Raw genomic sequence first — 26,615 nt, 5'->3', positions numbered from 1 at the left:
GTGACCACCGAACCGATCAGTGCAGACGCCGACACCGCGGTCGACGCAGATGAAGGCGCCCGCGGCGTCGCGCTCACCGCCGCCGACGCGGCCGTGTACGACGCGCCGCAGCCCGACACCGAGTACCTTCCGCGCGCCGCGCGGACCAGCCGCGCCGAACTCGATGCGCTGCGCTGGACGGGCGACATCCACGGCATCGGGCTGACCGCCGGGTCGGCCAATGTCGTCATGCAGCTCGCTCTGCCTGCGGTCGGGTACGGGGTCTACGAGAGTCGGGTCGACTCCGGCAACCTCTTCAAGCACCCGATCAAGCGGACCCGCACCACGCTGACCTACATCGCGGTCGCGACGATGGGCTCGCCGGAGGATCGCAAGGCGTACCGCCGAGCTGTGGGTCGGGCACACGCTCAGGTGCGCAGCACCGAGTCCAGCCCGGTCGAGTACAACGCCTTCGACCCCAAGCTGCAGCTCTGGGTCGCGGCCTGCATGTACAAGGGGCTCGAGGACATCGCCCGGACCTACGGTGACGAGTCCGCCATCACCGAAGATCTTTATCGCCAGGGCGCGCTGATGGGCACCACCCTGCAGATGCCGCTCGAGATGTGGCCGGCGACCAGAGCGGACTTCGAGGAGTACTGGCAGGAGACCGTCGCATCACTCGAGATCGATCCCGTCATCCGCGACCACCTCAAGAGCATCGGCCGCGCCGAGTTCATGGGGCCGTTGTTCACCCGACTCTTCGGATGGTGGTTCGAGATCCTGACCATCGGGTTCCTGCCACCGGAGTTCCGCGACAAGATGGACTACACGTTCCGCCCCTGGCAACGACTGCTGTTCACGGCGCACAACCGGATCGCCCGCTTCGTGGCGCGATACCTGCCGAAACCGTTGGCGGAGTTCCCGTACAACGTGCTCCTGACCGACGTCCGGTGGCGCATGCGGACCGGGCGTCCCCTGGTCTGAGTTCCCTCTTCGACCGTGCGCGCCAAACCGTCGACCGTGCGCTCCAGATCATCGACCGTGCGCCTCCGGGAACCAGCCGCCGCCCGCACAGTGTCGGTGCGCGGGCGGCGAACGACTCTCGGCGCACAGTCGACGGATCACAGCGCACGATCAACGCATCAGAGCGCACGATCGACGCACTCACCCGATCTTGCGCAGTACGTCCGTGTCCAGGTCGGCGACGGCGGTGTACCCCGACAACCCCAGCGTCAGGTCGAGTTCGGCGATGATGTTGGCGACCACGTCTCGGGCACCGTCGGCCCCTGCCAGCGCCAGCCCGTACATGTGCGGACGCCCGATGCAGGCGGCGTCAGCACCGAGTGCCAGCGCCTTCAGCACGTCGGCACCGGTCCGGATACCGGAGTCGACGAGAACCTTTGCCCGACCGTCGACCGCAGGTGCGATCTCGGCCAGCGCGTCGATCGAACCGATCGCCCCGTCGACCTGGCGCCCGCCGTGGTTGGACACGACGATGCCGTCGACGCCGGCATCGACGGCTCGCCGTGCGTCGTCGGGGTGCAGGACTCCCTTGAGGACGATGGGCAGTGACGTGCGGTCGCGCAGGCCGGCGAGGTCGTCCCAGTTCAGCGACGGACGCGAATAGATGTCGAGGAAGGTCTGCACGGATGCCCGCGGCTCGGGTGCGGTCAGGTTGCGCAGGAACCGCCCCGGCGCGTTGCGCGCGATGGAGCCGAGCGTCCGGATCGCCCCGAGTGAGACCTCCGGCCGATCCCCTCCGACCGCGGATCGCAGCCGCTCGGCGACGATCTCCCGGAACCGGGGGTCGGATGTGTACTGGTCGATGCCCTCGCCCCGCGCGAACGGCAGCGAGCCGATGTTGAGATCCTGCGGCCGCCAACCGAGCATCGTGGTGTCCAGGGTGACCACCACCGCGTCGGCCCCGACCGCGGACGCTCGTCCGAGAAAACTGTCGACCAGGTCGTCGTCGGTGGACCAGTAGAGCTGGAACCAGCGTGGCGCGCCGGTTCGAACCCGGTCCATCTCGGCGGCGACGTCTTCCATCGGCGCACTCCCCTGGTTGGAGAAGATGTAGGGCACGCCGAGTTCGGCTGCTGCGCGGCCGATCTCGACGTCGGCGCGTCGTCGGACCAGACCGCCCGCACCCACCGGGGAGATGAGGACCGGCGCCGGGAGGCGCCGCCCGAACAACTCGATCCCCAGCGACCGCACCGACACGTCGCGCAGGACACGCGGCACGATCGCCCATCTGTCGAGCGCCGCACGGTTGGATGTCATCGTCGTGCCCTCACCGGCCCCACCGGCGATGTACGCCCAAGCCCGATCGGACATCGCATCGTGCGCACGCCGCTCCAACTCGGCGAAATCGGTTGGCACACGCGGCGTTCGACCGTGAATACCGGCGGTGTAGATGTCGTTCTGGCGGATTCGCCCGGCGCCGGGCGTGGGAAGCGGAGCAGCGTCGTCCATACGGGCCATCTTAGGGATGGAGTGGCCTGCGCCACGTCGAGTCGGACATCGACCGGCTACCCTGACCGGGTATCACGACGGAAGGTCTGCCATGGCACTCGCGCTCTATCGACTGGGCCGTTTCGCGTTCCGCCGCAAGTGGTGGTTCGTGTCGGTCTGGGTCGCGATCCTCATCGCACTGGGCGCCCTCGTCGGTGCGCTCCAACCCAAGTTCGCCACCGACTTCGAGTTGCCGGGGACCGACTCCGACCGCGCGATGTCCGTTCTGCAGGAAGAGTTCCCGGATGCGAACAAGCAGCAGCTGACCGCGTCCACGAGCATCGTCCTGTCCGCCGACGACGGACTGGCCGCGCATCAGCAGCAGATCGACGCCCTCGTCGCACAGGCGAAGACGCTGCCCAAGGTGGTCGACCCGCAGCTGATCCTCAACCCGGTGACCGCAGCCCAGGCCCAGCCCGCGCTGGCATCGAAGGTGCTGGGCGACAACGGGAAGGTCGGCCTGATCCAGATCCGGCAGAACATCCCGGTCGAGGACCTGACTGCGCCGGACATGGAGCAGTTCGAGAAGCTGCTCGCGGACCATCGCGGCAACGGGCTCGAGGTCGAGGGCACCGGTTCGCTGATGCAGGTGTTCGAACAGGGCGGAGCCGCCGAACTTCTCGGATTCGCCGTCGCCTTCGTCATCATGATCGTCGCCTTCGGCGCGCTCGTCGCGGCCTTCATCCCGCTGGTCACCGGCATTTTCGGCGTCGGCATCACCATCATGCTGGTCACACTGAGCTCCGAGTTCATGAACGTCCAGCAGAGCGCGACGGCGATCATCACGATGCTCGGCATCGCGGTCTCGATCGACTACGCACTCTTCATCGTGTCGCGGTACCGGTCCGAGCTGAACCTGGGCGGCAGCAGGGAGGCCGCCGCGGGCAGAGCCGTCGGGACGGCGGGTTCCGCGGTCGTCTTCGCCGGCCTGACCGTGATGATCGCGGTGGCCGCGCTGGCCGTGGTCGGCATCCCGTTCATCACCCAGATGGGTGTGGCTGCGGCGGTCGCCGTCCTGGTCGCGGTCCTCGGCGCCATCACCCTGATCCCCGCCCTGCTCGGCGTCTTCGGCCGCTTCGCCTTCAGCCCGCGTATCCCGGGCATCCGTCACGGCGACGAACCCGACGAGCAGCCGTCCAACGGTCTGCGCTTCGCGCGATTCGTGACGCGCTTCCCACTCCCGGTGGCCCTCGTCGGTCTCGCGGTCCTGGTGATCGCGGCCATCCCGGTCACCAACCTGCAGCTCGGCCTGGAGTCGACCACCGACCGCGAATACGCGGCATCGCAGCTGCTCAAGCGGGGCTTCGGCGAGGGCGTCAACGGACCGCTGCTGGTGACCGTCAAGTCGTCCGACGGTCAGGACGTGGCGCCCGCGGCGAACGCGGTCGTCGAGCACGTCAAGACGCTCGGCAACGTCGCGACCCCCGACCAGATCGTGTGGGTGGGCAATGGGTCGAACCCGGCCCAGCCGCAGCAAGGCGCCACCGCGGCCCTGATCACCGTGACACCGGAGCAGTCCCCGAGCGGACCGGCGACGCACGATCTGATGGAACAGATCCGCGACTACTCACGGTCGGTCGACGGGGCCCAGGTGAACGTCGGCGGTCAGACCGCGATCATGTCCGACATCTCGTCGAAGCTCAGCTCGGCGCTGATCCCGTTCCTGATCCTGGTGGTCGGTCTGGCGTTCATCATCCTGGTGATCGTGTTCCGGTCCATCCTGGTCCCGCTCATCGCGACGATCGGGTTCCTGTTCTCGGTGCTCGCCACGTTCGGCGCGACGGTGTGGATCTTCCAGGAGGGCCACCTGGGCTTGATCGAGCACACCAAGCCGATCATCTCGTTCCTGCCGATCTTCCTGATCGGCGTGGTGTTCGGCCTCGCGATGGACTACCAGGTGTTCCTGGTGACGCGGATGCGCGAGGAGTACGTCCACGGCGTACCGGCCAAGGAGGCGATCGTCGTCGGGTACCAACACGGCGCCCGCGTCGTCGCATCGGCCGCGGTCATCATGATCTCGGTGTTCGCCGCGTTCATGCTCGCCCCGGACACCATCGCCCGGATGATGGGCTTCGCGCTGGCGGCCGCGGTGTTCTTCGACGCCTTCGTCATCCGCATGATCGTCGTTCCCGCAGTGATCACCCTGCTGGGCGACGCAGCGTGGAAGCTGCCGAAGTGGCTCGACAAGATCGTGCCGAACGTCGACATCGAGGGAACCCGGATTCGCGAGATCCCGATCGACGACACCGACGACAAGCGCGATCCGGTGCCGGCCGGCGCCTGACCCCGACCCGCGCACTCTTCCGCCCCGAACTCCTTCTTCCGCCGCCTGCAGGTAGCGGAGGAAGAAGTTCGGGGCGGAGGAACGTGTGGCCGGGCTCGGCTTTCGTTCGCGCTCACACCGACGCGATCAGGATCCCGCCCATCGTCAGCATGACGACGGCGACCACGCCGTCGAGGATCTTCCATGCCCGCGGTGCAGCGAACAGCGGCGCGAGACGTTGGGCGCCGTGTCCGAGCGCGGCGAACCACAGCACGCTTGCCACGCAGGCACCGATCGCGAACGCCCATCGAGCACTGCCGTGTCCATTCGCGATGGCACCCATGGTCACCACGGTGTCGAGATAGACGTGCGGGTTCAGTCAGGTCAGCGCCAATGCCGCACCGACGGCTGCCCACCGGCTCGCCGTCGCCGAGGAGGGCGCGCCGACCGTCAGCGCCTCCGATGACCGCAGGCTTCGGCGTGCAGCCATCAGTCCCAGCACGATGACGTATGCGCCGCCGAGGATCTTCGCGACGGTGACTGCGCCCGGGTGCGCGGCCACCAACGCGCCGAGCCCGGCGACGCCTGCGGCGATGAGCAGGACGTCGCTGACCACGCACACCACGATCACCGGCGTGATGTGGGCGCGGGCGACACCCTGTCGGAGCACGAAGACGTTCTGTGGTCCGATCGCGATGATCAGTCCGGCGCCGGTCAGCAGTCCGGCCATCGCGGCGAAGAAGTACGTGGTCACGAGGCACGACGCTACGAGCCGATCCGCCATCAGGCCAGCGAATGTTTTTCATGAATCATTAGCATGACTTCATGGACATCTCGCACGACGGAGTCGTGACCCTGGCCGTGGTCCTCCGTGAGGGCACCTTCGACGCCGCGGCGAAGGCCCTCCACATCACGCCGTCCGCCGTCAGCCAACGGATCAAGGCGCTCGAGACCGCGGTCGGCCGGATCGTCGTGCGCCGCACCAAGCCGGCGACCGCCACGCCGGACGGAGAGGTGTTGGTCCGCTTGGCCGAACAGTGGACCCTGTTGGTCGACGAGGCGCAGTCGCAGTTGGTCGGCCTGCCCGACTCGTCGGCCTCCGACCCCCGCGACCGACCTCGGGTCCACGTGCCGATCGCCGCGAACGCCGACTCCCTCGCGACCTGGCTGCTACCGGTCCTGGCACAGGCGCACCGCGACCACCCGATGGCGGTGGAGGTCATGCGCGACGACGAGAGTCAGAACAGCCTGCTGCTCCGGTCAGGAGAGGTGTTGGGCGCCATCACCTCCGATCCGATCGCGATCCGCGGGTGCACCATCGTCCCACTCGGTGCGATGCGATACCTGCCGGTCGCGACACCGGAGTTCGTGGAGACCTGGCTCCCCGACGGCCCGACCGACCGAGACCTCGCCCGCGCCCCGATGGTGATGTTCGACCGCAACGACTACCTGCAGCGCGACACGTTGCGGACCGTCACGGCGGGGACGATCGACCCACCGATCGTCTACATCCCGGCGTCGACCGAATACCATCGCGCCATCGCAGCCGGAATGGGCTGGGGCGCGGTACCGATCGCCCAGGTCCCCGACGCCCTGGCCGACGGCTCGCTGGTCCCGATCGTCGACAGCCACGTCGACGTCCCGCTGCACTGGCAGTTCTGGACGCTCAGCTCACCGTTGCTGGCCGCTCTCACGACTGCGGTCGTCGACGCGGCTCGGCGTGAGCTGGTCCAGATCTGACGATCACCCACGGTCGGACCACACTGTCAGGCCGCAGTCACCGGCTCCGTGATCACCGACGCATCGTCGAGCGAGTTGGCGATCTCGTCGCGCCAGAGCCGCGCGGCGAGGTAGAACGCGACCGCCACCGGCACCGGGAGCACGCCTGCGAGCACGAAGGTCGCGGTCAGTCCGATGGCCTCGCTGACCGGCGCCGCGATCGCCATCGACACCGGCATCAGCGCCACCGAGACGAAGAAGTCGAGGCTTGCGATCCGGCCGAGCAACGCAGGAGGCACACGACGCTGTAAGAGCGTTCCCCACAGCACCATCGGACCGTCGAACAAGATGCCCATCAGGAATCCGGCCGCGACGAACATCCAGGTCTGACCGGCGAGCCCCATGATCACCAGCGGCACACTCGAACACCCCCAGATCGCGAACATCACCGACAGGTAGCGCCGCGGCATCGGGAACGAGGCGAACGCCAGCGAGCCGAGCGCGGCTCCGATGCCGAATCCGGCGAGCACCAGCGAGTGGTCGCCGGCCCCGCCGTCGACCCGTTCGCGAAGTGCGAACGGCACCAACACCTCGATCGGTCCCATGGTGGCGAGCACCAGGATGCAGGCGTAGAAGAGCGTCGCCCACAACCACGGCGTGCGCCACATGTAGACGAACCCCTCCACCAGGTCGGTCATCGCCGACCGGAGTGGATGCGCGGCGAGTCCTGAGGTGTCCCGACGGACCGCCACCGGCGACATCGCCACGTAGAACAGCGCCGAGGCGAGACTCGCGATTCCGGCCAGGGCGATTGCCAGACCGGGGGCCGCCACCGAGATGACACCACCGGCCACCATCGGGCCGACCGCCTGGAAGACGACCGGACGCAGGAACCCTTCGATCCCGTTGGCCGCCTGCAGTTGCGTCGCGTGCACGATGCTGGGCAGGATCGCCGAATATGCCGGGTAGTACATGCCGGTGGTGATGCCGCCTGCCACCGCAGCCAGGATCAGATGCCAGAACGTGAGAGAACCTGCGAGAGCAGTGATCCCGACGATCACGAAGGCGAGCAGCTTTACCACCTCGAGCGCGATCATGATCAGTCGCTGCGACACACGGTCGGCGAGTACGCCACCGACGAGAGTCGACGCGACCATCGCGACGGCCGCGACACCGGTCACCATCGACACCTGGACCGGTCCGCCGTCCATCGCGATGACCTGCCACACCACGCCGACGGTCCACACGCCATCGGCGAACATCGCCAGCACCAACCCGGCCGCCAGCAGCCGGTACTGCCGCAGCGCGAAAGGCTTCAGCGCTGTGGGCAGACGGGTGTCGAGCGGGGCGGTCACCTTCCGAGGATGCCCGATCCCGGGAGTGCTCGGCCACCGATTATCGTGCCGATTCGGTAGTACGACGCGGCTCCTGAGGTCGTTTCGTACTACGAGATCGCGGTCAGCTCGCCTTCTTGCGGGCGGTCTTCTTGGCGGGCGCCTTCTTGGCTGCGGTCTTCCTGGCGGGCGCCTTCTTCGCCGGGGCCTTCTTGGCGGGCGCCTTCTTCGCCGCGGTCTTCTTCGCCGGGGCCGAACCCGAATCGCCGGAGTCCTTGTCCTTCACCGACGCCCGGAGCGCGGCGAGGAGATCAGCGACCTCGGAATCGTCGTCGGTGTCGGAGTCCTCTTCCTCCTCCTCCGGGAAGGCCTCGGCCCCATCGGCCTTGGCCTCCACCAGCTTCGACAACTCCAACTGATAGGTGTCCTCGAACTCGCTCGGGTCGAAGTCCTTGGCCATGGTGTCGATGAGCGACGACGCCATCTCGAGTTCCTGCGGTCGGATGGTGAGGTCGTCGTCGAGGAACGAGAAGTCGGCCTTGCGCACCTCGTCGGGCCACAGCAATGTCTGCAAGGTCATCACGTTGTCGACGACGCGCAGCGCCGCCAACCGGGTGCGGTTGCGGAGCGTGAACGTCGCGATGGCCAGGCGATCGGTCTCGTCGAGCGCCTTGGCCAACAACGCGTACGCCTTGGGCGATTTGGAAGCGGGCTCGAGGTAGTACGGCTTGTCGAAGTAGATCGGGTCGACCTGCTCGACGGGTACGAACTCCAGGATCGAGATCTCCGGACTCTTCTGGACCGGCAGCGTCGCCAGGTCCTCCTTGGTCAGGATGACCGTCTCGCCGTTGTCGGACTCGTAGGCGTTGGCGATGTCGGAGTAGTCGACCTCGGAGTCGGTGCCCTCCCGGACGCGCCGATAGCGGATGCGGGTGCCGTCCTTCGAGTCGACCTGATACGACTTCCGGTCGTGACTCTCCGTCGCCGAATAGACCTTGACCGGCACGTTGACCAACCCAAAGCTCAGATCGCCTTTCCAGATCGAGCGCATGCCGTCATTCTGCCATTGCCGACGTCCCTCGTCGGGGTACAACCAGGTTCTCGAGCGTGGACAATGGGCGCATGGGTGGCGGTGACAGCCTGGAGGTGGACGGGCATCGGATCTCGATAACGAATCTGAGCAAGGTCCTCTACCCTGCGTCCGGGACCCGCAAGTTCGAGGTCATCGACTATTACAGCCGCATCGCCGACACGATGCTCCCGCACCTCGCCGGCCGACTGATCACCCGTAAGCGATGGCCGAACGGCATCGAGTCGACCCCGTTCTTCGAGAAGGATCTGCCCGACAGCTCGCCCGCATGGATCGCCCGCTACGGGATCGAGCACACGAGTCGGGTGATCACCTACCCCTTGGCCCGGTCGCGCGCCGACCTCGTCTGGATGGCGCAGATGGCCGCACTGGAACTGCACACGCCGCAGTGGCGTGTGCCGGTGCAGGACGCCACCGACGGCGACGACGCCGTGCCGATCGCCGACGACGGCGCCGACGAGCAGCGCACCGATCAGAAGACGGGTCGATGGCGGGGCCAGGCGAACCGCCTCGTATTGGATCTCGACCCCGGACCGGGTGTGCCGTTGCACCGCTGCGCCGAGGTCGCGCTGATGATCCGCGACATGCTGGCCGCAGCCGGGCTCGAGTCCTGGCCGGTGACCAGCGGCGGCAAGGGCCTGCACGTGTACGCCCGCTTCCCACGCCCGGTCTCGCCGGATTCGGCCCGTACCGTCGCCCGACAGATCGCCACCACCCTGGCGAAGGCGCATCCCGACGAGATCACCGCGTCGATGTCGAAGTCGGTGCGGGACCAGCGCGTGTTCATCGACTGGAGTCAGAACAGCGGATCGAAGACCACGTTGTCGCCGTACTCGCTACGCGGCCGGGAACAGCCGTGGGTCGCTGCGCCGCGCAGCTGGGACGAACTCGCCGACCCCGACATCGAGCAGTTGCTGTTCACCGAGGTGCTCGAGCGGGTCGACGCCGACGGTGACCTCCTCGACGGACTCGACGACCCGTACGACGATCCACTCGACACCGACGACGGCCACGAAGTCAACACCGAACCGGCGCTCGTCGCCGAGGCCGAGGAGAAGTCCGATCAAACGGGTGTCGAGGTGATCGCGTCCCCCTCACGCGCGGTCGTCGACCTGCACGAGTACCGCCGCAAGCGTGACTCGTCGAAGACCCCGGAGCCGTTCGGCGACGAGCAGCATCGGCGACGGAGTCGGGGTGACGTCGACGACTCCGACGGCGGTGGGACGCGCGACGGTTCTGCGCCTGGCACACCGATCTTCGTCATCCAGGAACACCACGCACGTCGGCTGCACTACGACTTCCGGCTCGAACGTGACGGCGTGCTGGTGTCGTGGGCAGTCCCCAAGAACCTGCCCGACGACCCGGCCCAGAACCGGCTCGCAGTACAAACCGAAGACCACCCGATGGACTACGCCGAGTTCGCCGGCGATATCCCCGCAGGGGAATACGGCGGTGGGCACGTGGAGATCTGGGATCGCGGAACGTACGAGACCGAGAAGTGGCGCGACAAGGAGATAATCGTCCGCCTGCACGGTGAGCGTATCCAAGGGCGCTACGCGTTGATCCGCACCGGCGACAAGAACTGGCTGGCGCACCTGATGAGCGACGAGCCGCGACCGATCCTGCCCGATAGTCTCAAGGACCCACGTCCGATGCTGGCCACCGACGACACCATCGACAACCTCGACGGACGCGACTGGGCGTTCGAGGGCAAGTGGGACGGTTACCGGATCCTGTTGCGGTACATCGGCGGCGACTTCCGGCTCACCTCCCGGTCGGGTATCGACATGACCGCCGACTTCCCGGAACTCCGCTCGGTTGCCGACGAACTCGGACTGCTCGACGTGGTGCTCGACGGCGAGGTGGTGGCGGTCGACTCGACCGGCCGGACCAACTTCACCCTGTTGGCCGCGCGCAATCACGCCGATGAGGACTACGCACTCAAACTGCTGCTCTTCGACATCCTCTACCTCAACGGCAGCTCCCTCATCCGGACACCGTGGGCACAGCGTCGCGAACTCCTCGACGAACTCGCGCCCGCCTTCCGCGACTCCGACTACGCCGAGATCCCTCCGCTGCTCGACGGACCGGGACGCAGGGCGGTCGAGCAGAGCACCGAGAGGAACCTGGAAGGCGTTGTCGCCAAGCGGCGTTCGTCGACGTATCAGCAGGGTCGCCGGTCGGCGAACTGGCGTAAGCACAAGAACTGGTCCGACATCGAGGTGGTCATCGGCGGCTACCGACCGGGGCGGGGCAACCGATCGTCGACCATCGGATCTCTGCTACTCGGACTCCCCGAGGAGACGGGACTGCGTTACGTCGGACGGGTCGGCACCGGATTCACCGATGCGCAGTTACGCGCCTTGGCCGAGGAACTCGAGCCACTGGTCATCCGTACCTGCCCGTTCCTGGACAAGCTCGACCGTCCGGTCGCGTCCAGTGCCGTCTGGGTGCTGCCCAAGCTCGTCGGCGAGGTGCGCTTCATGGACTGGACGACCACCGGCCACCTGCGCCATCCGTCGTGGCGTGGGATCCGCCGCGACAAACTCCCCGGAGACCTCTGACGCGACCCCCGGGGCGTACCCACCCCTCACGCGCCCCGGGGCGTACAAAGGAATCCTGTGACCCACGAGAACATCACCATCGATGCCTCCGCCGGATCGGCCGAGGCGTTCCTCGCCCACCCCGATTCCGGCAACGGGCCCTGGCCCGGCGTGCTGTTCCTGATCGATGCCATCGGGCTCCGGCCCCGTATCGAGGAGATGGCCGACCGCATCGCATCGTGGGGGTACGTCGTGCTGGCACCGAACCTCTTCTACCGGGACGGAACGGCAGCCGATCTCGCCCCCTCAGAGCCGCTCACCACCCCGGAGGCGCGTGAGGCGTTCTTCGCGGACGTGATGCCACGGGTGCGGGCGCTGACCGACGACCTGGTGACCCCTGATCTGTCGGCGTACCTCGATGCGCTCCGCGGACTCCCTGACGTCGCGCCGGGCGACCTCGGTGCCACCGGCTACTGCATGGGCGGGAGACTCGCACTTCTCGCCGCGGCCACCAGGCCGGACGACGTCGGCGCCATCGGCCTGTTCCACACCGGCGGTCTGGTCACCGAGGAACCCACCAGCCCGCACCGACGACTGTCCGAGGTCCGGGCCGAACTGCTGGCGCAACACGCCGACAACGACCACTCCCTGCCGCCCGCGGCGGTCGCCGAGTTCGAGCACGCGCTCACCTCCGCGGGCGTCGTTCATCACGCGTCGGTCTACCCGGATGCCGCGCACGGCTACACCATGTCCGACACGGCAGCGTTCCATCCGGAGGCGACCGAACAGCACTTCACCGACCTCCGGGCACTGTTCGCGCGGACACTGTCCCGCGGGTGACCGATGACCTCTCCGTCGGAGGATCGGATCGTGTTCGCCCTCGACCACCCCTACGTGGCGGGCGAACTGGCGCATCTACCCGAGGGGCGCGACAACCTGTGCCACGGTCCGTGCAATCTGCGGGAGGGCATCCTCTACCGCAGTTGCCCCCGACACTCGGCGATGCTGATCGGGTGGACGCCCGACCCGAAACCGATCCGGTGTGGTCAGTGCGGCGAGTACGTCACGACAGTCGAGAACAACCGGGGCGGCCACAGCAGTGTGTGCGGCTGCGTGACGATGACCCGGTGGGTGCCGCGCTGACGTCGGTGGCGACCGGGCGCCGTGCCGGATCACCGGCGACGGCACCGGACGACAGGCGTCGGCGCCGGGCAACCCCCGTCGGCGCGGGGTACCTCGACCCGACTAGCCTCGGTGAGAACCAGGACGCCTGAGGAGAGCTTCGTGTTCGTCGTCGCCCACATCAGCGATCTCCACTTCAACGGCACCACGCACAACCGCGGCCGTATCGAGTCGACGCTGCAGTACATCAACGACCGCGCCGCAGGCATCGATGCGCTGCTCGTGACCGGGGACATCGGCGACGAGGGCCTGGAGTCGGAGTACCGCGAGGCGGCCGAGGTGCTCCGCAGTCCGTTGCCGATGCTGGTCACCGCCGGCAATCACGACGACCGCGCACCGCTCCAGCGACATCTGCTCGGGCGTGACGGCGCGGCCCCGGTCAACACCGCCCGCACCGTCGGTGATGTGCTCCTGCTGGTCGCCGACAGCTCGATCCCCGGCAGCAACGACGGCTACCTGACCGACGAGACGCTGGCGTGGATGTCCGACGAGATCGACCGAGCCCCCGCGGATGCGCCGGTGCTGGTGGCGTTCCACCACCCACCCGTGAGCCTCGCCATGCCGTTCATGGACAGCATTCGGCAGACCGGTGAGGACCGTCTGGCCGAACTCGTGACACGGCACCCGAACATCACCGCCTTCCTGTGCGGACATGCCCACACGCCCGCGGTGACCCGATTCGCCGACCGCCCGCTGTGCACGGCGCCCGGCGTCTCGTCGACGTTGAACCTGCCTTTCGAGGGCGAGGACGTGATCAACGAGGGTCAGCCGCCCGGTCTCGCCTTCCACGTCCTCGACGGTCCGCGGTTCACAACCCACTTCCGGTCCGTGGTCGGTTAGCTCAGTCGTTCTTCAACGGCCCGCGCTCGTTCTTCCGCGGCCCGCGCGTATCTTCCGTAGGCCCGCGCTCGTTCTTCCGCCCCGAACTGCTTCTTCCGCCGGCTGCAGTGCGCGGAAGAAGAGGTTCGGGGCGGAGGAACGGAACGACAGTCGCCCGCAGATCAGCGGACGGTCGGGACATCCAGTTCGGACGTGGTCGGCTGGTCGCCGCCCGCCTTGCGGACACCGGTGGCCGTGACCTCGTAGACCTCGGCCGTCGGGATGTCGAAGAACAGCCCGACCACTCGCAGCTGCCCATCGGCGACGGCCCGGCCGACAACCGGATGCCGTGACAGGTTCTCGACCTGCTTGGCGACGTTGACGACTGCCAACTGGTCGACCTCGGGGAAACCTGCCTCCGCAGCACTGCGTCCGGCGGGATGTCCCGCGCGGTAGGCGACCACACTCGGGATGGCATGGCCCAGCCACGATCCGATGCTGCCCTCGATCGACTCGGGTCCGGCCATCATCGCCTTCATCGCGCCACACGACGAGTGTCCGCACACCACAACCGAACTCACACCGATCTCGCCTATCGCGAACTCGAGCGCGGCCCCGACGGACGTGTCGGTCGAGTCCTCGCCCGGGACGAGGTTGCCGACGTTGCGGACGGTGAACAGATCACCGGGCCCGCTGGCCGTGATGATGTTGGGCATCAGCCGGGAGTCGGCGCAGGTGAGGAAGACCGAGTCGGGATCCTGCTGATGGGTGATGTCGGCGGTCACCGCACGCAGCGTGTCCACGTGGTCGCGGTGGTACTCCTGCACGCCGCCCATGATCGAGCGCAGTGTCGCGGGGGTCGTCTCCGCTTCCGGTGCCGCCTCCGCGGGACGCCGGCTACGCCACGGGGTGACACCGATCAGCGGATTGGTGTGTCGACGCGGCGGCGCCTCGGGAGCATCGGCGAGCCGGGCCTTGCCACGCTCGTGCACCAGCACGGTGCCACCCGCCGCCTCATGAGCCCACTTCCAGTCCTCGATGGCCTCCGAGGCCGCGTGGTCGAGGAAGTCGGTGTCGATCTCGAGCGTGACGTGGGCTCCCTCGGGGACCGCGGTCAGCGCCTTGTTCAGCTTGGGCAGTGCGAGGAAGCTCAGCGAACCGCGGATACGCACGACCCACTGTCGCGAGCCCTCCGTCCCGAACGGCTCGGACGTGATGTCGGCGCGGACGACCCGCCACACCACCAGGGCGACCGCGAGCGCGAGTCCGATCGCGACACCCTCGAGGAGGTTGAGGAACACGACCGATCCCACCGTGACCGCATAGACCCAGAGATCGCCGGTCTTGAGGGCCTTCTTCATGTGGGCGAGCTTGACCAACTGGATGCCGATGACCACGAGCAGGCCGGCGAGTGCCGCTGTCGGGATCTGCTCCACCAGTGCCGTCAGCAGGACCGCGAACACCAGGACCCACACGCCGTGCAGGATGGCCGATGCCCGCGTCCGTGCGCCGCTCGCGACGTTCGTGGTGCTACGGACGATGACGCCAGTGACCGGAAGTCCGCCCAGCAGACCGGAAGTGATGTTCGCGCCACCCTGGCCCAGCATCTCGCGGTTGAAGTTGCTGCGGGGACCGGTGTGCATCTTGTCGACCGCGACCGCGGACAGCAGCGACTCGACACTCGCGATCAGCGCGACCGTCAGCACACCCATGATGACCGCACCCCAGTTGCCGGTCGGTAGCGCCGGCAGCGAGATCGACTCGAAGAAGTTGCCGTCCAGCGAGATCCGCTCGATGTTCAACCCGAGGACGACGGTGAGGGCGGTGGCGGCCACGATCGCGACCAGCGGTCCGGGCACCTTGCGCACAGCGACCGGCAGGTTGGTCCACGTCAGCATCATCACGATCACCAGTGCGCCGATCAGCGCGCTGGGCCAGGTGATGTCGACGATGTTCTGCGGCAGTTGCGTCACGTTCTCCCAGGCCGAACTGCCCGACTCGCCACCGAGCAGCACATGGATCTGCTGGAGCGCGATGGTGATCCCGATACCGGCCAGCATCGCGTGTACCACGGTCGGCGCTATCGCCAACGCCGCACCGGCTTTGCGACTGAGCCCGAAGAGGATCTGCAACACACCGGCACATGCGGTGATGAAACATGTGAGCTGCCAACCGAAATTGGCGACGAGTTCGGCGACCACGACGGTGAGTCCGGCCGCCGGTCCGGACACCTGGAGCGGACTGCCCCCCAGGAGACCGGCGACGATGCCACCGACCACGGCGGCGATCAGGCCCGCCATCACGGGCGCATCGGACGCGATCGCTATGCCGAGGGACAACGGGAGTGCCACGAGGAAGACCACCAACGACGCCGGGACGTCATAGCGGAGGATGTCTCGGGCGTTGATCTGTGGTGACGCGAGTGACATCTGCATGTTCACGAACGTACCCACGGGTTGTTAAGGGCGGCTTACATACGACGACGCGGTTCTGTGAGAACAACAACGACAATTCAGACATGTTACGCAAGTCACCCAATTGCGCTTATCATCTCAAATATGGCTCCGCGCATGGTCATTCGTCAAGCGATCCCACAATCAGGTCTGCGGATGGCAAACCGTCACGGTGACTCTTCGGTCGCAGAACCACTGCCGAGCAACTGTTGCAGCAGCGGGCCGACGTACTCACCGATGATGCCCGGACCAGGATCGGGGAGCGGGTCGGGCACCGCGACTCCCACCTGATGGGTGGCCGGGATTCGCGCGGTGCGCGTCGCTTCGAGTCGAATCCCCTTCTGCTGGCTGAGCTTCAGCGGCGTTGCGTATTTGTCGAGCTCGGTCGCCGTGGTCACGGTACCCACGATACGGAGACCCGTCGCGCCGAAATCCGCTGCGGCGCGGCGGATGTGACTCGGTGACGTGATGAGCACGATGTCGTTGATCCCCTTCGCCCCGAGGATCTCGGCGGTGTTCTGCGCGTTGGCGACCGTCGATCCGGACTTACCCTCTGCGACGATGCGATTGGCCTCGACCCCGTTGCTGACCAGCCATTTCTGCATCGCGGCCGCCTCGGTGATCCCCGCCCGGGGCACGCCGCCCGACACCACGATCGGAAGAGTCGGGGTCGCCTGCGCCTGCGCACGTCCGGCGGTCACACGGTTGACGAGTTCGGCCGCCATCGTGCCGTTTTTGCCGAGCCCGAAGCCGAGCACCACCACCGCGACCTTGCCGCGCACATCCTTGGGCGTGGTGTCGGGAACGATGGCCGCGCCTGCGGTCACGCCGGAGATCACCGCGCGTGCCGTCGCTGCGAGCTTGGGGTTGACCAGTCCCAGGCGTCGGAGGGCAGCGTCCCTGGTGGTCGCGTCTTCGGCCTGCTCGGACCAGATCGCCTGCAGCGCGAGCGCGTCACCGTCGGCGGGCGCGACGGCGAGTGTCTGGCGGATTCCGTCCAGACCGCCGGTCACATCGCCGGAGGCGAACTTCTTCTGCGCCGCGTTGTAGAGCTCCGCCGGGTCGATGGTGGTCGCCACCGTCTGCACGTGCGAATGGTCGATGACAGGCAGTGCCGCCACCGCCGCCCCACCGACAGCCGCCGTGGCGACAGCAGCGATGGCGAGAGCGCGCATCCGAGTAACTCTGACCCCAATTGTCACTCGCGTAACAGTAAGCGGGTTCTGCTACAGCGCCACACCTGTGCAGTTGCGGATCGATAACGACGTCTCGGGCGGTCGAGGGTGGAGTGTGTCGCGGTGCGCGGTCGTGTCGGGCTACGGATTCCTGGCACGTGAGCGGGTCGCCGGCGCGGCTCGGCGGATTCCTGACACGTGAGCGGGTCGTGCTGTGCGCTCTCCACGGTGCGCAGCTGTCAGGTGTCAGAAATCCGATGAACCGGCCCAGAAGGCTGTCGAAACTCCCGCGCACTTCAACCGACTTCGCAGCGGGCAGCCCCACCGGCGCCTCATCCCTACCCGATCAGCGGAGCTCTGCCAGAATGGACCCGACGACTGGCGCGGGTGGGCCACCACCGGGAAGTCTCAACGAGCGCATCGACCGCCTGGGTGCCCTCTCCATCGAGGGGAGAGAGCCTTTGAACGCACAGTTGATGGACGGCACCCGACTCGCACAGCAACTGCACGCCGAGACGCGTCGACGCGCGGACGCTGTCACCCTGAACCGCGGTCATCGGCCCTGTCTGGCAACGGTCCTGGTCGGCGACGACCCTGCGTCGGCGACGTACGTCCGGATGAAGCAACGCCGATGTGCCGAGAACGGCGTCGACTCGCGGGCCGTTACGCTGCCCGCGTCATCTACGACCGCAGAGGTCACCGCCGCGGTGCGCAGCCTCGACGCTGATCCGATGGTCGACGGAATCTTGGTGCAGCATCCGGTGCCCGTTCCCGTCGATGAACGCGCGGTGTTCGAGACGATCAGTCACGCGAAGGACGTCGACGGCGTCACCAGCGCGAGCTTGGCAGCGATGGCGCTTGGAACGCCGACGCATCGATCATGCACACCCGCAGGCATACTCCGCCTCTTGGACTCCTATGCCGTAGCTCTTTCCGGACTGCATGTCGTGGTCGTCGGACGCAGCGAGATTCTCGGTCTGCCGGTGGGGCTGCTGTCACTCTGTGCCGATGCCACGGTCACTTACTGCCATTCGCACACTCAAGACCTACCCACTCAGATCGGGCGGGCCGACGTCCTCATCGCGGCGGTCGGTCGACCGCAACTCATCCGCGGCGAGTGGATTCGCGCCGGGGCCGTGGTTGTCGACGCCGGATACCACCCCGGCGGACTCGGAGACGTCGAGACCGCGACTGCGGCCGAACGTGCACGCCTCATCACACCGGTGCCCGGCGGCGTGGGACCAATGACGATCGCGGTCCTGATCTCGAATACTGTCGACGCCGCGGAGCGCGGTCTTGTGAGTGCCTGATCCCCGGACGCTTGGGGTCTCCGCCAGATTTCCGACACCAGAGCGGATCGCGCTCACCGATATCCACACCGCACAGCTGTCACGTGTCAGAAATCCGGAAGCACCGACCGCGGGCACCTCGGCAGAACCGAGCCATCGATCCGCGGCTCCCTCGGATTTCTGACACCACAGCGAGCCGCGCTTCCCGATATCCACACCGTCGAGCTGCCGGGTGTCAGAAATCCGGAGGACTGCCCACCCGAGCCGGCCACGTCGACGACCGTCGATCCTCGGATTTCTGACACCACAGCGAGCCGCGCTTCCCGATATCCACACCGTCCAGCTGTCACGTGTCAGAAATCCGAAAACCCGGGGCCGCGAGCGAAGCCCAAGGAAAGCCACTCAGAACCAGACCCCGCAGGCCGACGCCACCGCGACCCTGGGGCGCGGTGGCGTCGAGTGGCGAACGCGAGATCGGTTGTCAGCGGCGGATACCCGCGACCTTCAGCAACTCCGGCCGACGCAGGATCAGGCCGACCCAGAGGACCACTCCGAAGTACACGGCGAACAACGTGGTGTCGAACAGCGGCGACTCGATGCGCATGTTCGCGGTGACTGCACCACCGAGGTACGCGGTGATGCCGACTGCCCCGAGGACGGCGGTACGAGGGATGGCGAAGACCACCAGGCAGATCAGCAGCACGACACCCATGACAGTGGCCTGCCCGACCGGGAAGCCGAGCTTCTCGACGCCCTCGACCACGGCCTCGGGTCGGGTGAGCTTGCCGATGACGTCGAAGAGCAGGAATGCGCCGACCACGACGCTGATGACCACGCCTGCGATGTGGCGCCAGTTGCGGGCCGGACGTGCGTCGATGGTGTCGGTGGTGGATGCGGGGGCGGTCGAAGCGGCCATGATGTCCTCCGGGTGGATGAGTCGAAGCGGTTGTGCCGGTATAGACAGCGCATCCGCGGAAAACTCATCGGCGGACGGTCATCTCATCGAGAAACAAGCTTGACCAGCGGATACTCTCGATCGGACTTCGCCTGGTACTTGGCGTAGCGAGGCTGGGCATCGGTGATCCGATCCCACGCCGCCGCGCGCTCGTCTCCGGTGAGCGCCACCGGGGTCACCGACACCGGGCCGGCTCCGTGCAGTTCGACGGCAGCATCCGCCGGGTTGGCGATGAGGTTGGCGTACCAGTCGGGATTCCGATCACCGCCCCCCGATGCGACCAGTACGCGGTCCGCGCCATCGGCGAACCAGCTCACCGGCGTCTCGCGGCGTTCACCCGAGCGGCGGCCGACCGTGTGCAGGATGAGCACCTCCATCCCCATCATCGAACCACCCTTGCGTCGAATGCGAGTGGTCGTGCGGGCGTTCATCTTTCGTTGGAACCAGAGTGACAGCGACATCGTCTTCCTCTCTCGTCGGACGTTCTGCGATCACGGAATGCCGCAGCGCCCCGGGGGGGCTTCTCGATTCCTGACCGGATCGTCCCCACAAAGAGATCTGTCTCCGTTGTTCCCGGCAAGCGGGAGCAACGGAGACAGATTCAGCGTGGAGAGGTGGCTACAGCGCCTTGAGTTCCTCGATGACACTGTCGACCGACTTCTTGGCGTCGCCGAACAGCATGCTGGTGCCGTCGGCGAAGAAGAGCGGGTTCTCGATGCCGGCGTAGCCGGAGCTCATCGAGCGCTTCAGCACGATGGTCGATCGCGCCTCGTCGACGTTGAGGATCGGCATGCCGTGGATGGGCGAACTGGGATCGTTGCGCGCCGCCGGGTTGGTGACGTCGTTGGCGCCGATGACGATCGCGACATCGGTGCGGTTGAACTCACCGTTGATGTCGTCCATCTCCTTCATGGCGTCGTAGGCGACGTCGGCTTCGGCCAGCAGCACGTTCATGTGTCCAGGCATACGACCGGCGACCGGGTGGATCGCGTACTTGACCTCCACACCCTTCGACTCGAGCAGCGTCGCCATCTCCTTGACCGCGTGCTGTGCCTGCGCGACCGCGAGACCGTAGCCGGGCACCACGATCACCTGGTTGGCGTAGGCCATCTGGATCGCGGCGTCGGCAGCCGAGGTCGACTTCACCGTGCCGCCGTCGGCGCCTGCGGCACCCGCCGGACCCGCATCGCCGCCGCCGAAGGAGCCGAAGACGATCGCCGGGATCGAACGGTTCATGGCCTTGGCCATCAGGTTGGTCAGGATCGAGCCCGACGCACCGACGATCATGCCGGCGACGATCAGCGCCGTGTTGTCCAGCGCGATACCCGCTGCGGCAGCCGACAATCCGGTCATCGCGTTCAGCAGCGAGATGACCACCGGCATGTCGGCGCCACCGATCGGGAACACCACGAACAGTCCCATGATGCCCGCGGCGATGAGCAGTCCGACCATCCACCATCCGCTGGCCCCGCCGCCGTTGGCAGCATCGATGCCCAGGTACACCGCGACAGCGAGCGAACCGACGAGCAGCAGGATGTTGGCTGCCTGGAAGATCTTCGCGTTCGCCACGAACGCCTTCTCCAGGCCCTTGGGCAGGATCTCCTGCAACTTGGAGAACGCGACCAGCGAGCCCCAGAACGAGATCGAGCCGATGATCGCCGCGATCAGCGAACCGACCACCAGAGGCGATGCGGGCTCGGTGTTGTGGAAGGTCGAGAAGCCCGAGGTCTCGATGAACTCGGCCCAGGCGATCAGCGCGACCGTGCCGCCGCCGACACCGTTGAACAGCGCGACGAGCTGCGGCATGGCGGTCATCTTGGTCTTGAGCGCCGGCGGGATGCCCAGCACCACACCGAGGATCAGGCCGACCGCGATGAGGATCCAGTTGATCGTCGGGACGCCGACGGTTGAATGTCCGTCGTCACCCGCGGCACCGGCGTTGTAGACGTAGAGCAGGGTCGCGGCGACCGCGACGGCCATGCCGACCGCGGCGATCCAGTTGCCGCGGACGGCGGTCTTGGGGCCGGTCAGGCCCATCAACCCATAGATGAAGAGCGAGAACGCCAGGATGTACAGCGCGATCACCAGGTAGGACAGCCCCTGGCTGGGCGTGTGCGCCCCCGCGGCCAGGACAGTGGTCGTGAGGTTCACTTGGCGGCCTCTTTCTTACCCTTGAACATGCCCAGCATGCGGTCGGTGACCGCGAAGCCACCGATCACGTTGAGCGTGCCGAAGACCAGCGCGACGAAGGCGATGATGCGCACGCCCCAGTTCGCGTCGGCGGGCAGCTTGCCCAGCACGACGAGCGCGCCGAGCACGACGATGCCGTGGATGGCGTTGGTCCCCGACATCAGCGGGGTGTGCAAGGTGTTGGGCACCTTGGAGATCACGGCGAAACCCACGAACCCGGCCAGGACCAGGATCGCGATGTTCGCCAGCAGTCCGGTGTACATCAGGCAGACACCTCTTCTCGGGTGACGCACGCGGAGGCCAGCACTTCGTCGCTGAAATCCGGTGCGATGGCGCCGTTCTCGTCGAGCATGAGCTCGATCAGCGCCAACAGGTTCTTCGCGTAGAGCTCGCTGGCGTGCTCGGGCATCGTGGCCGGCAGGTTCAGCGGCGACACGATGGTGACGTCGTGTTTGACCACGATCTCGCCCGGCTCGGTCAGCTCGCAGTTGCCGCCGGTCTCGCCGGCGAGGTCGACGACCACGCTGCCGGGCTTCATGCCCTCGACCGCGGCGGCGGTCACCAGGCGAGGTGCCGGGCGACCGGGCACGAGCGCGGTGGTGATCACCACGTCGAAGCTCTTGATCGCCTCTTCCAGGGCCTTCTGCTGCTGGGCGCGTTCGTCCTCGGTGAGCTCGCGGGCATACCCGCCCTCACCGGCCGCATCGATGCCCAGATCGAGCCACTGTCCACCCACCGACTTCACCTGCTCGGCGACCTCGGGACGCACGTCGTAACCGGTGGTGCGACCACCGAGACGCTTGGCGGTCGCCAGCGCCTGCAGCCCGGCCACGCCGACACCCAGGACCAATACGGTCGCCGGCTTCACGGTGCCCGCGGCGGTCGTCAGCATCGGGAAGAAGCGGGTGGCGTTGTCGGCGGCCACGATGACCGCCTTGTAGCCCGCGACGTTCGCCTGCGAACTCAGCGCGTCCATCACCTGGGCACGCGAGATGCGGGGGATCGCCTCGACCGCGTAGGCCTCGACGCCCGCCGACTTCAGCGCACCGATCTGGTTCTCCGCGTTGCGCGGGGCCAGGAAGCCGATGAGCTTCTGCCCGTCACGCAGCTTGCCTACCTCGGCGTCCGACGGAGGTGCCACCCGCACCACCGCATCGGCCGAATACGGGTCGCCGATGGTGGCGCCGGCCGCGGTGTACTCGTCATCGGGGATCAACGCCCCGAGGCCGGCACCGGACTCGACCACCACATCCACGCCCTTGGACACGAGCGAAGCGACCACCTTGGGGACCAGCGCCACGCGGCGCTCCCCATCGGCCGTTTCGCGCACGACACCCACACTCATGTCTTCACCTTGTCTGGTCACGCCGCCCTACCGGGGTGACGGCTCAGCGAAATCGCAGGTCACCCGGTCTTCTGGCGGTGCGTGTGGCACAGCTCGACGCTGTCGCCCCGGTCACAAAACTGAAGGGAACATAGCATGCCCTCAGTTTTCGACCACCGATCAGTCAGATTGCTCACTATCACTTGACGACCCGCTGGTGGTATCCGCCGAGCGGCTCGAATCCGACGACGAACGGCGTCCGGAATCGCCGCTGCCGGACGAGCTGTCGGAGGCGCCCGAACCCCGGTCGGAGGAATCGCTCGCGGTCGAGTCCTTGCTACCCGAACTCGAGCTGTCCGACCCCTTGCTGCCGGTGCCCTTGCTGCCGGTGTCCTTGCTCTCGGAGCCCTTGCTGTCGGTGGTGTCGGAATCGGAGTCGTCGGTGTTCGACGGCCCGGTCGCGGTGGGCACCTCGCCGCCGGGTGCCGCGGTCTCCTGCTGCTCGGTCTCCTGCTGCTCGGTCGCCGGTTGCTCGGTCGGCGCCGACTCGGTGGCGGCCGGCGCGACGGGCTCGCCGGTGGTCGGCTCAGCGAGTGTCGAGTCCGATGCCGGGCTCGTCACGGTGGCGGTCGGTTCGGTGGCCGTGGTCCCGGCGGCAGTCGTCTCCGCTGCGGTCGTCTCGGCAGCCGACGTCGCGACGGCAGCGGCCTTCTTCCCGCCGGTCGTCGAATCGTCCTCATCGGTCGGCGGCGCGGTCGTCGAGTCGTCCTCGGACGTGTCGTCCAGCAGCCGATCCAGGGTGTCCTGGTTGACATCCGGGTCGAATGTGGGGACGGTCCAGCCGAGCCGGTCGAAGATGATGTCCTGCAGCTCGCGCGGCGTCGGGATCGGGCGACCGCCGATGGTCTTGGTCGTCTTCTCGCCCGGCATCGGGACCGGCACCAGCTCATCGAGGATGTCGTCGAACTCGGTCGGGATCGGGATGCCGATGTCGCGCAGCATCATCCCCCACGGGTTACCGCCGTTGTACACGGTGTACTGCGTGTTGCCCGTGTCGCTCATCCACTGCTTCTCGATGTCGTACTCGTTGATCCGGTACGTCAGGAATGCGTGCACGTAGAAGCCGGGGACCAGGTAGAAGAAGGTCGAGAACGGGTCGGCGAACGGGTTGCCGACCCCGCAGGTGGCGTCACCGCGCACGCAGTAGGACTCGACCCGGATGTCGCCGGTGTCGGCGGGGTTGCGGTCGCCGTTGGTGTACATGCCGGGGATGAAGCTCGGCACGACGTTCTCCACACCGGTGTTCGGGAACCGGGAGTCGGCGCCGGTGACGACCACGATCTGATCTTCGGGGATGGTCCCGCGCTGCTTGAGCATGTAGGCGACGTTCATCGCGATCGGCGCGCTCTGCGAGTAGCCGTTGATCACGATCTTCTGCCCCGGCTTGTTCGGGTCGTAGGCGGCCTCGGCTGCGGCCACACCCTTGGCGGTGCCGATCTCGACCGAGTCGTTGAAGGTGCCGTCGCCGGCGAGGTAGATCGGGAAGTCACCGATGGTGAACCCGAACGCTGCCGGGTAGTCGACGACCTTGATGGCCGGACGGTCGGTGGTCTCCTTACCGAACATGCCGATGTCGCGTGTGCGATTCAACTGATCTTCACCGTCGTAGTCGGTGGTGCCCGGGATCAGCACCACGGTGTCGCCGCGGGCGGCCGACAGCTCGGGCATCCACTGCGGACGTTCGACGATTGTCGGTCGGGGACTGACCGTGACCGGCGGATCGATGTCCGGGAATTTGATCGGTCCGATCTGCAGTGCGTGCGCGGTGCCCGACATGAACCCGGGTTGGAAGAACAGTCCTAGGGCTACGACGAAGACGGTCAGCGACAGCAGGATTCGACGCACCCTGGTTCTCCCTTGTTCACGAATCGGCGAGCTGAGTCTAACCAGCCCACACATGAGTCGTCGTCGGAAGAACGATCGTTAGCAGCGGCCCGCCGATCGCGAACGGGGCGAGGCGATGTGGGACAAATGACCGACCGGGAAGCCTCGGTTGGGAGCAGGGTTCTCGCCGGATGGTCGGGCACCTGGCGGCGGATGAGACACCCGGTGGGCGACCGGTGACCGGACGGTGTCTCACTGGTTGTCGGTTACAGGCCCGGCGAGTGGCGGGCGGGTGGACCGTGGTCGACCGAAACCACACAGATTTCGCTCGAAAGGCCGCGGATCGGGCTCGAAATGTCGATGCGGTGTGGTTTCGGAGCGGACCGCGACGGACGACGCCCCTCGGTCGGACCGACTAGCTCGCGGCTGCCGCGCCCGCGGTGGCGTGCCGGGCCGCATGCCGGCCGGCGCGCCGACCGAAGTACGACCCCTCGCCGAGCTGGGTCCCACTCGCGTAGCCCTTGCCGTCCTGCGCGAGGTTGGCCGCGCAGGCACCGGCGGCGTAGAGACCGTCGATCGGCGCACCCGACTCGTCGAGCACCTGACCGTCCACCGACGTCGCCATGCCGCCGATCGTGAACCCTGCGTACATCGCCTTGCCGAGACTCATGTCGAAGGCTGCCCAGGGTCCGTTCGATTGCGGCGCAAGGTATTCGACCGACTTGTGAAAGTCCGGATCCTCGCCGTGGGCGGCGTTCTCGTTGTAGCGGTTCAGCGTTCGCTGCAGGTTGCCCGCCGGGATGCCCAGATCGGTCTCCATCTCGGCGACCGTCTCCCAGCCGTCGATGAACGGCACGAGGGGGAACTCGGGCCGCTCCATGTGGGCCTCGTCGACGATCAGGAAGGCGGCGGCGTCGGGCTGATCCATCACGAAACCCGATGTGCGCGAATGATAGGAGTCCTCGGCGACAAAGCGTTCGCCGTTCTTGTTCACCGCGATTCCGGTCAACAGGATGCTCGGCGGGTAGACCGGTGCGGTGACGAAGGCCTGATCCATGTGCTTGAGTGCCGCGCCGACCGACTGTCCGAGTCGGATACCGAGACCGTCGTCGTAGGTGTTGCCGAGGACGAACGGCTTCTCCGACATCTGCGGGACGTGGGCGGCGACCATCTCCTCGTTCATCACGAACCCGCCCGCGGCGATGACGACCGAGCGGGCACGGATCGCGCCGGCCCCGTCGAGGCTCTTCCATGTCGCCCCGACCACGTGTCCGGCATCGTCGACGACCAGTTGTCGCGCGCCGGTCTCGTAGCGGATCTCGCCACCGAGCTCGGCGATGCGGTCGACCAGCAATCCGATGACCATCGCGGCGCCGCCGGTGTCGCCCGGGACCGGCACCTTGTGACCGCGCGGTGCGGGCTTCGCGATGTCCTTGAAGGGCCACACCTTCTCGTTGCCGGTGAACATCAAGCCCTGGGTCTGCGGCTGGATGACCGCCTTCTCCGGATAGAAGCTGCGCTCGAACTCGAATCCCAGCGCCTCGAGCCAATCGAAGTGCTCGACACTGTCCTGGCAGTACGCGTGGATCTTGTCGGGCTCGGGCTCGCGGGAGACCGCGGTGATGTACTTTTCCATCTCCTCGGCGGAGTCCTCGTGACCGGTCGCCTTCTGCACGGCCGTGCCGCCACCGAGGTAGAAGTGCCCGCCTGCCATGCAGGTGGTGCCGCCTGCGTCGGCGGCTCGCTCCAGGACGAGCACGCGCGCCCCTGCTGCGGCGGCTTCCACCGCGGCGCACCCTCCACCGATCCCACAGCCGACCACCAGCACGTCGACCTCGTCGGTGAAATCGTCCACCGAGTCGAGTGCGACGGTGCCCGGGACGTCTGCGGTAGCCATGGCGTCAG

20 protein-coding genes, 1 pseudogene and 1 riboswitch are annotated in these 26,615 nt (G+C 67.1%); of the genes and pseudogenes, 8 read left to right on the top strand and 13 right to left on the bottom strand.

The window, feature by feature from the left end; translation table 11 throughout:
- Nucleotides 1-963: an oxygenase MpaB family protein gene (locus tag GS4_RS04335; protein ID WP_439644593.1), complete on the top strand. Its 963-nt coding sequence runs from the start codon at nucleotides 1-3 to the stop codon at nucleotides 961-963.
- 180 nt (nucleotides 964-1,143) lie between these two features.
- Here GS4_RS04335 and GS4_RS04330 read toward each other — a convergent pair whose 3' ends face one another.
- Nucleotides 1,144-2,451, bottom strand: a complete 1,308-nt coding sequence (locus tag GS4_RS04330) for an alpha-hydroxy-acid oxidizing protein (RefSeq protein WP_007617851.1) — start codon at nucleotides 2,449-2,451, stop codon at nucleotides 1,144-1,146.
- Between the two features lie 91 nt (nucleotides 2,452-2,542).
- Here GS4_RS04330 and GS4_RS04325 point away from each other — a divergent pair, with 91 nt between their 5' ends.
- A complete protein-coding gene (locus tag GS4_RS04325) occupies nucleotides 2,543-4,774 on the top strand; it encodes an MMPL family transporter (RefSeq protein WP_007617849.1) in 2,232 nt (743 codons plus the stop codon).
- Between the two features lie 112 nt (nucleotides 4,775-4,886).
- On the opposite strand, the pseudogene GS4_RS04320 reads toward GS4_RS04325, so the two are convergent.
- Nucleotides 4,887-5,507 (bottom strand): annotated as a pseudogene (locus GS4_RS04320) (LysE/ArgO family amino acid transporter).
- Between the two features lie 71 nt (nucleotides 5,508-5,578).
- Between GS4_RS04320 and GS4_RS04315 the strand changes: the two are divergent.
- The gene (locus GS4_RS04315) at nucleotides 5,579-6,493 is read left to right on the top strand and encodes a LysR family transcriptional regulator ArgP (RefSeq protein WP_007617836.1); all 915 of its coding nucleotides are present in this window, start codon (nucleotides 5,579-5,581) and stop codon (nucleotides 6,491-6,493) included.
- 26 nt (nucleotides 6,494-6,519) lie between these two features.
- Here the strand turns inward: GS4_RS04315 and GS4_RS04310 are convergent, their stop codons facing one another.
- On the bottom strand, nucleotides 6,520-7,827 hold the full coding sequence (locus GS4_RS04310; protein WP_007617834.1) for an MFS transporter: 1,308 nt from the start codon (nucleotides 7,825-7,827) through the stop codon (nucleotides 6,520-6,522).
- A 103-nt stretch (nucleotides 7,828-7,930) separates the two neighbouring features.
- On the bottom strand, nucleotides 7,931-8,857 hold the full coding sequence (ku, locus tag GS4_RS04305; RefSeq protein ID WP_040509444.1) for a non-homologous end joining protein Ku: 927 nt from the start codon (nucleotides 8,855-8,857) through the stop codon (nucleotides 7,931-7,933).
- Nucleotides 8,858-8,928: 71 nt separating this feature from the next.
- Between ku and GS4_RS04300 the strand changes: the two genes are divergently transcribed.
- From GS4_RS04300 to GS4_RS04285, 4 genes are all read left to right on the top strand, one after another.
- Nucleotides 8,929-11,460 carry an ATP-dependent DNA ligase gene (locus GS4_RS04300; RefSeq protein WP_007617832.1) on the top strand — a complete coding sequence of 844 codons (2,532 nt, stop codon included), beginning with the start codon at nucleotides 8,929-8,931 and terminating at the stop codon, nucleotides 11,458-11,460.
- A 57-nt stretch (nucleotides 11,461-11,517) separates the two neighbouring features.
- Nucleotides 11,518-12,279, top strand: coding sequence for a dienelactone hydrolase family protein (locus tag GS4_RS04295; RefSeq protein ID WP_007617831.1), 762 nt, complete (start codon nucleotides 11,518-11,520; stop codon nucleotides 12,277-12,279).
- Between the two features lie 3 nt (nucleotides 12,280-12,282).
- The gene (locus tag GS4_RS04290; RefSeq protein ID WP_007617830.1) at nucleotides 12,283-12,582 is read left to right on the top strand and encodes a hypothetical protein; all 300 of its coding nucleotides are present in this window, start codon (nucleotides 12,283-12,285) and stop codon (nucleotides 12,580-12,582) included.
- 141 nt (nucleotides 12,583-12,723) lie between these two features.
- Nucleotides 12,724-13,461 carry a metallophosphoesterase family protein gene (locus GS4_RS04285; RefSeq protein ID WP_007617829.1) on the top strand — a complete coding sequence of 246 codons (738 nt, stop codon included), beginning with the start codon at nucleotides 12,724-12,726 and terminating at the stop codon, nucleotides 13,459-13,461.
- Nucleotides 13,462-13,622: 161 nt separating this feature from the next.
- Here GS4_RS04285 and GS4_RS04280 read toward each other — a convergent pair whose 3' ends face one another.
- Both GS4_RS04280 and GS4_RS04275 read right to left on the bottom strand, forming a co-directional pair.
- Nucleotides 13,623-15,875 carry a SulP family inorganic anion transporter gene (locus GS4_RS04280; RefSeq protein ID WP_007617828.1) on the bottom strand — a complete coding sequence of 751 codons (2,253 nt, stop codon included), beginning with the start codon at nucleotides 15,873-15,875 and terminating at the stop codon, nucleotides 13,623-13,625.
- A 185-nt stretch (nucleotides 15,876-16,060) separates the two neighbouring features.
- Nucleotides 16,061-17,068: a YdcF family protein gene (locus tag GS4_RS04275; protein WP_007617827.1), complete on the bottom strand. Its 1,008-nt coding sequence runs from the start codon at nucleotides 17,066-17,068 to the stop codon at nucleotides 16,061-16,063.
- 364 nt (nucleotides 17,069-17,432) lie between these two features.
- Nucleotides 17,433-17,509, top strand: a riboswitch (ZMP/ZTP riboswitch).
- Nucleotides 17,510-17,529: 20 nt separating this feature from the next.
- On the opposite strand from GS4_RS04275, the gene GS4_RS04270 reads away from it, so the two are divergent.
- Entirely contained in the window at nucleotides 17,530-18,378 is an 849-nt protein-coding gene (locus GS4_RS04270) for a bifunctional 5,10-methylenetetrahydrofolate dehydrogenase/5,10-methenyltetrahydrofolate cyclohydrolase (RefSeq protein WP_007617825.1), read from the top strand.
- Between the two features lie 460 nt (nucleotides 18,379-18,838).
- Here the strand turns inward: GS4_RS04270 and GS4_RS04265 are convergent, their stop codons facing one another.
- The 7 genes from GS4_RS04265 to GS4_RS04235 form a co-directional block, all read right to left on the bottom strand.
- Nucleotides 18,839-19,273, bottom strand: a complete 435-nt coding sequence (locus GS4_RS04265) for a DoxX family protein (RefSeq protein WP_007617824.1) — start codon at nucleotides 19,271-19,273, stop codon at nucleotides 18,839-18,841.
- A gap of 83 nt (nucleotides 19,274-19,356) precedes the next feature.
- Nucleotides 19,357-19,773: a nitroreductase family deazaflavin-dependent oxidoreductase gene (locus GS4_RS04260; RefSeq protein ID WP_007617823.1), complete on the bottom strand. Its 417-nt coding sequence runs from the start codon at nucleotides 19,771-19,773 to the stop codon at nucleotides 19,357-19,359.
- Between the two features lie 157 nt (nucleotides 19,774-19,930).
- On the bottom strand, nucleotides 19,931-21,463 hold the full coding sequence (locus GS4_RS04255; protein ID WP_007617822.1) for an NAD(P)(+) transhydrogenase (Re/Si-specific) subunit beta: 1,533 nt from the start codon (nucleotides 21,461-21,463) through the stop codon (nucleotides 19,931-19,933).
- A complete protein-coding gene (locus tag GS4_RS04250; RefSeq protein WP_007617820.1) occupies nucleotides 21,460-21,765 on the bottom strand; it encodes an NAD(P) transhydrogenase subunit alpha part 2 in 306 nt (101 codons plus the stop codon). The genes GS4_RS04255 and GS4_RS04250 overlap by 4 nt, the downstream gene beginning before the upstream one ends.
- Nucleotides 21,765-22,847 (bottom strand): Re/Si-specific NAD(P)(+) transhydrogenase subunit alpha, encoded by a 1,083-nt coding sequence (locus tag GS4_RS04245; protein ID WP_007617819.1) that lies wholly within the window; start codon nucleotides 22,845-22,847, stop codon nucleotides 21,765-21,767. The genes GS4_RS04250 and GS4_RS04245 overlap by 1 nt, the downstream gene beginning before the upstream one ends.
- A gap of 159 nt (nucleotides 22,848-23,006) precedes the next feature.
- Nucleotides 23,007-24,731 (bottom strand): PE-PPE domain-containing protein, encoded by a 1,725-nt coding sequence (locus GS4_RS04240; RefSeq protein WP_007617818.1) that lies wholly within the window; start codon nucleotides 24,729-24,731, stop codon nucleotides 23,007-23,009.
- 394 nt (nucleotides 24,732-25,125) lie between these two features.
- Complete coding sequence (locus GS4_RS04235) at nucleotides 25,126-26,607, bottom strand: FAD-binding protein (RefSeq protein WP_007617817.1); 1,482 nt, start codon at nucleotides 26,605-26,607, stop codon at nucleotides 25,126-25,128.
- Nucleotides 26,608-26,615: the final 8 nt, after the last annotated feature.

The organism is Gordonia soli NBRC 108243 (assembly GCF_000334455.1).
GTDB lineage: Bacteria > Actinomycetota > Actinomycetes > Mycobacteriales > Mycobacteriaceae > Gordonia > Gordonia soli.
This window is presented reverse-complemented; position numbering and strand designations above follow the sequence as displayed.

What these genes read in the sequence shown, in the direction of transcription:
- GS4_RS04300 (WP_007617832.1), top strand. Translation starts at nt 8,929, where the DNA reads ATGGGTGGCGGTGACAGCCTGGAGGTGGACGGGCATCGGATCTCGATA.
- GS4_RS04330 (WP_007617851.1), bottom strand. Translation starts at nt 2,451, where the DNA reads ATGGACGACGCTGCTCCGCTTCCCACGCCCGGCGCCGGGCGAATCCGC.
- GS4_RS04235 (WP_007617817.1), bottom strand. Translation starts at nt 26,607, where the DNA reads ATGGCTACCGCAGACGTCCCGGGCACCGTCGCACTCGACTCGGTGGAC.
- GS4_RS04250 (WP_007617820.1), bottom strand. Translation starts at nt 21,765, where the DNA reads ATGTACACCGGACTGCTGGCGAACATCGCGATCCTGGTCCTGGCCGGG.
- GS4_RS04290 (WP_007617830.1), top strand. Translation starts at nt 12,283, where the DNA reads ATGACCTCTCCGTCGGAGGATCGGATCGTGTTCGCCCTCGACCACCCC.
- GS4_RS04265 (WP_007617824.1), bottom strand. Translation starts at nt 19,273, where the DNA reads ATGGCCGCTTCGACCGCCCCCGCATCCACCACCGACACCATCGACGCA.
- GS4_RS04260 (WP_007617823.1), bottom strand. Translation starts at nt 19,773, where the DNA reads ATGTCGCTGTCACTCTGGTTCCAACGAAAGATGAACGCCCGCACGACC.
- GS4_RS04275 (WP_007617827.1), bottom strand. Translation starts at nt 17,068, where the DNA reads ATGCGCGCTCTCGCCATCGCTGCTGTCGCCACGGCGGCTGTCGGTGGG.
- ku (WP_040509444.1), bottom strand. Translation starts at nt 8,857, where the DNA reads ATGCGCTCGATCTGGAAAGGCGATCTGAGCTTTGGGTTGGTCAACGTG.
- GS4_RS04325 (WP_007617849.1), top strand. Translation starts at nt 2,543, where the DNA reads ATGGCACTCGCGCTCTATCGACTGGGCCGTTTCGCGTTCCGCCGCAAG.
- GS4_RS04245 (WP_007617819.1), bottom strand. Translation starts at nt 22,847, where the DNA reads ATGAGTGTGGGTGTCGTGCGCGAAACGGCCGATGGGGAGCGCCGCGTG.
- GS4_RS04280 (WP_007617828.1), bottom strand. Translation starts at nt 15,875, where the DNA reads ATGCAGATGTCACTCGCGTCACCACAGATCAACGCCCGAGACATCCTC.
- GS4_RS04315 (WP_007617836.1), top strand. Translation starts at nt 5,579, where the DNA reads ATGGACATCTCGCACGACGGAGTCGTGACCCTGGCCGTGGTCCTCCGT.